The organism is Synechococcus sp. R55.8 (assembly GCF_047461895.1).
Taxonomy (GTDB): Bacteria; Cyanobacteriota; Cyanobacteriia; order Thermostichales; family Thermostichaceae; genus Thermostichus.
Genome location: NZ_JANSIB010000187.1, coordinates 1 through 931, shown reverse-complemented (window position 1 = coordinate 931; position 931 = coordinate 1). Strand labels below are relative to the sequence as shown.

General features: G+C 58.2%; 1 protein-coding gene. It reads right to left on the bottom strand.

What is annotated here, in order from left to right; translation table 11 throughout:
* Positions 1–857, bottom strand: an 857-nt coding sequence (locus tag NW829_RS12280) for a branched-chain amino acid transaminase (protein WP_414417204.1), incomplete at its 3' end; no start/stop codon positions are given.
* Positions 858–931: the final 74 nt, after the last annotated feature.

The following is a 931-nucleotide window of genomic DNA, read 5'->3' as shown; positions in this document are numbered from 1 at the left end:
ATTGCCGTCAGCTTCTGCCGCAACTGCTCGGTGATGGGGCGGGAGGGGGGCAGGACGTACTGCTCGATCTGGCGAATGGGGGTGATCTTGGCAGCAGTGCCGGTTAAAAAGGCCTCGTCAGCAATCAATAGCTCCGATTTGTCAACGGGCCGTTCTTGGGTAGGGATCCCCAGATCACGGGCCAGGGTGAGGACACTGTCGCGGGTGATCCCTTCCAAGATATCTTGGTCGAAGCTGGGGGTAATCAGCACGCCATTGCGCACGATGAAGATGTTCATGCCCGAGGCTTCGCTCACTTTGCCCTGGGAGTTCATCAAAATGGCCTCGTCATAGCCAGCCTGCGCCGCCTCGGTTTTGGCCAAAGAGGAAGTGATGTAGGCGCCGGTGATCTTGCCCCGCAATGGTAGGCTGCGATCCTCTTGCCGGGCCCAAGAGCTGATGCGGCAACTGACTCCCTCTGGCGAGAGGTAGTCCCCCAGTTCCAAGCCGTACACGAAAAAGTCTTTCTCAATGTTGTGCAGCCGCGGCGAGATGCCTAGGTCGGAGGTGTACACCAAGGGGCGGATGTAGAAAGACGTGGAGGGACGGTTTTTTCGGATCAGCTCGACGATCACCTGCTCAATCCGTTCAGCAGGGAGATCAAAACAGAGCAGGCGGGCGCTTTGACTCAGTCGTCGGCAATGGCGATCCAGACGGAACACCAGAACTTGATCCGGGTTTTGCGGATCAGGGATCCCGCGTAGGCCGCCGAACGCCGCTGTCCCGTAGTGCAGAGCATGGGTGGCAATGGAGATCTTCGCCTCAGCAAAGGGGACAATCTGGCCCTGAAAGTAGGCGTAGGGCAGAAAATCTGGCATGGTCGGCACCCACCGGGGTAGGAATGAGAGGTAGGAATATTATCACCGATTCGTGCAGTGCCGGGAGCTCCAAC